Genomic DNA, 3,275 nt, shown 5'->3' with positions numbered 1-3,275 from the left:
GGGCGACGTGCGGCAGTACCGTCCAGGCGATGACGCCGAGCAGGAACAGGGTGTCGCGGCTTTCGCGCGGCAGGTGCGACCAGCCCGGCCAGCGTGGCAGTCGCCAGCCCGGGCCGGAGGGCCCCCGGGGCAGGCTCAGCGCCACAGCGCCAGGGCCTCCAGGCAACGGCGGCGGTGCGCCTCGCCTTCGCTCGGATCGATCGCCACACCGGGCAGGCCGAGGGCGTACTCGGCGCCGGCGCGCTGTGCGGCGTTCACCCACGCGGTCAGCCGCGACAGGCGCTCTTCCGGCGGCAGCTGGCCGCAGGCCTGCCAGTCGAGCCACAGCTGCTGCTGGACGGCGCTGGCGGTGTCACGGCTGACCAGCTCGCCGCCGCTGGCCAGCGCCTTGGCGGCCTTCTTCCAGTAGACGAGCTTGAGCGGGTCGCCGCGGCGGTAGCCGCGCACGCCCTCGATCTCGCCGCCTTCGGCCGCCCGGCCTCGTGCCTGGCCGCCGGGCACGGCACGTGCCGCCGGCAGCGGGGCGGCCGGGCGCTCGGGGGCCGGGTAGACGAGCAGCTGCGAAGCAGGCCGCCAGATCGCCCAGGCGCGGAACAGACCGAGCGGGAAGCGCGTCTCGATGCCGATGGCGGGCAGATCGTGCAAGCCGCGCCGGACCGGGACGAAGCTGACCTGCGCGCTGGCCTGGCCCTGGGCGGGCACGTCGATCCAGCCCAGCGTGGCGGCCTCGGCGTCGACCATCTTCAGACCGACGCCGAAGCGCGGCCGGTCGGGGCTGGTCAGGACGATGTCCAGTCGTGCCGGCTCGCCTGCGAACACCGGCGAAGGCGCGCGCAGCCGCAGCGTCAGGCCACGCAGCGTTCCGTGGGTGACGTGCATCGACACCGCACCGCTGCCGGCGAGCAGGAAGGTCAGCACGTAGCCGAGGTTGAGCTGGTAGTTGATGGAGGCCAGCAGCAGCACGATCAGCGTGGCGGCGAACATCAGCCCGGCGCGGGTCGGCAGGATGTACACGTTGCGCTGGCCGAGCACGAGGGTGTCGCTGCGCGGTACGCGGGCCTGCCACCACAGCCGGAATCGGCTGCGAACGGCCGCGGCCGGTCGACCCCACAGGCGTCGTGCAGCCGCGCTCGTCGTCACGGCACCGGCACCGCGGCGATCATGGCCCGCACCTGCTCGATGCGGCCGCGGCCGGCGCCGGCCACCGGAACCAGCCGGTGGGCCACGGCCTGCGGCAGCACCGCCTGCACGTCGTCGGGTGCGACATAGTCGCGCTGGTTGATCAGCGCGCGCGCCTTGGCGGCGCGCAGCAGCGCGATGCCGGCGCGCGGCGAAAGGCCCTCGACGAACCAGCGCCCCGAGCGGGTGGCGGCGATCAGCGCCTGCAGGTAGTCGAGCAGCGCCTCCGAGGCGTGCACCGCCTGCACGACCTTCTGCGCCGCCATCAGCTCGGCGGGTGTCATCACCGCGCCCAGGGCGTGGATGGCCTCGCGGCGATCCTGGCCCGACAGCAGCGCCCGCTCGCTCTTCGCGTCGGGGTAGCCGAGGGTGATGCACATCAGGAAGCGGTCGAGCTGCGACTCCGGCAGCGGATAGGTGCCGAGCTGGTCGGTGGGGTTCTGCGTGGCGATGACGAAGAAGGGCTCGGGCAGGGCGCGCGTCTCGCCCTCGACGCTCACTTGGTGCTCCTCCATCGCCTCGAGCAGCGCGCTCTGTGTCTTCGGGCCGGCACGGTTGATCTCGTCGGCCAGCAGCACCTGGGTGAAGACCGGGCCTTGATGGAAGACAAACGCCTCCTTGCTGCGCTCGTAGACACTGACGCCGATCAGATCCGAGGGCATGAGGTCGGCGGTGAACTGGGTTCGCGAGAAGCGCAGCCCGAGCGAGACTGCCAGCGCGTGCGCCAGCGTGGTTTTGCCCACGCCCGGGACGTCCTCGATCAGCAGGTGTCCACCGGCCAGCAGACAGGCGATGCAGTCCTCGATCTGCGGCCGTTTGCCGACGATGATCGTGCTAATCTGATTGATGAGTCGATCGATCTGATCGCCGAGCGCTGAGTTCATGACGAGACCATAACCGATAGAACAAAACCCCGAGACATGAGCACGGCGTTCTTCACCCACCCCGACTGCCGCCGCCACGACATGGGCGCGGGCCACCCCGAATGCCCGCAGCGGCTCGACGCGATCGAGGATCACCTCATCGCCACCGGCCTGGACATCGCGCTGACGCGCCACGACGCGCCGCTGGTCGACCTGAAGGACGTGGAGCTGGCCCATACCCACCACTACGTGGCCGAACTGCGCGACGTTCTCGAGCAGGTCGAAGCCAGCGGGCAGGCCAAGGCACTCGATCCCGACACCGCCGCCAACCCCGGCACCTGGAAGGCCGCGTTGCGCGCCGCCGGCGCCGCCGTGGCCGCCACCGACGCAGTGCTCGACGGCCGCGCCGAGAACGCCTTCTGCGCCGTGCGCCCGCCCGGCCACCACGCCACACGCGACGAGGCGATGGGCTTCTGCTTCTTCAACAACGTGGCCGTGGCGGCGCGCCATGCGCTGGACGTTCGCGGCCTCAAGCGCGTGGCAGTGATCGACTTCGACGTGCACCACGGCAACGGCACCGAGGACATCCTCGCCGGCGACGACCGCGTGCTGATGGTCAGCTTCTTCCAGCACCCGCTGTACCCCTACAGCGGCGCGGTGCCCAAGGGCACCAACATGCTCAACCTGCCGATCCCGCCGTACACGCGCGGCGGCGAACTGCGCGAGCTGATCGAGGCCAACTGGATGCCGGCGCTCGACGCCTTCCGCCCGGAGATGATCTTCATCTCGGCCGGCTTCGACGCCCACCGCGAAGACGACCTCGGCCAGCTCGGGCTGGTGGAGGCCGACTACGAGTGGATCACCCTGCGCATCAAGGACATCGCCGTGCGCCACGCGCGGGGGCGCATCGTCTCGTGCCTGGAAGGCGGCTACAACCTCAGCGCGCTGGCGCGCAGCGTCGCCGCGCACCTGCGCGTGCTGACAGGCGTCTGAGCGCAGCGTCTGAGAGGGTTCTTCAGCGCACGCCCAGCTTCATCATCAGCTTGAGGTACTCGAGCTGCGCGTTGAGCGTCTGCAGGCGCTGCAGCAGCTCATGCCAGCGCAGCTCCTGCACCTCGGCGGGAGACAGCTTGCGGGGCTGGAAGTCGGGGGCGGAGGACATGGCGCGGTGGTGGTGCTGCGTTGGCGAGATCGTCGATCCGCCCGCCTGCCGTGGCAACCCCGCGCCTTGGG

The 3,275-nt window shown here is 71.1% G+C and carries 4 protein-coding genes; 1 reads left to right on the top strand and 3 read right to left on the bottom strand.

The window, feature by feature from the left end; translation table 11 throughout:
• Positions 1-135 precede the first annotated feature (135 nt).
• A complete protein-coding gene (locus tag AB7U92_RS24470) occupies positions 136-1,140 on the bottom strand; it encodes a DUF58 domain-containing protein (protein ID WP_428583032.1) in 1,005 nt (334 codons plus the stop codon).
• Positions 1,137-2,063 (bottom strand): AAA family ATPase, encoded by a 927-nt coding sequence (locus AB7U92_RS24465; protein ID WP_428583030.1) that lies wholly within the window; start codon positions 2,061-2,063, stop codon positions 1,137-1,139. The genes AB7U92_RS24470 and AB7U92_RS24465 overlap by 4 nt, the downstream gene beginning before the upstream one ends.
• A 36-nt stretch (positions 2,064-2,099) precedes the next feature.
• Between AB7U92_RS24465 and AB7U92_RS24460 the strand changes: the two genes are divergently transcribed.
• Entirely contained in the window at positions 2,100-3,035 is a 936-nt protein-coding gene (locus AB7U92_RS24460) for a histone deacetylase family protein (RefSeq protein ID WP_428303483.1), read from the top strand.
• Between the two features lie 22 nt (positions 3,036-3,057).
• Here the strand turns inward: AB7U92_RS24460 and AB7U92_RS24455 are convergent.
• Positions 3,058-3,275, bottom strand: a 218-nt coding sequence (locus AB7U92_RS24455) for a hypothetical protein (protein ID WP_428583027.1), incomplete at its 5' end; no start/stop codon positions are given.

The sequence above is a fragment of the Piscinibacter sp. genome (genome assembly GCF_050175855.1).
In the GTDB taxonomy this organism is placed as follows: domain Bacteria; phylum Pseudomonadota; class Gammaproteobacteria; order Burkholderiales; family Burkholderiaceae_C; genus Piscinibacter.
This window is presented reverse-complemented; position numbering and strand designations above follow the sequence as displayed.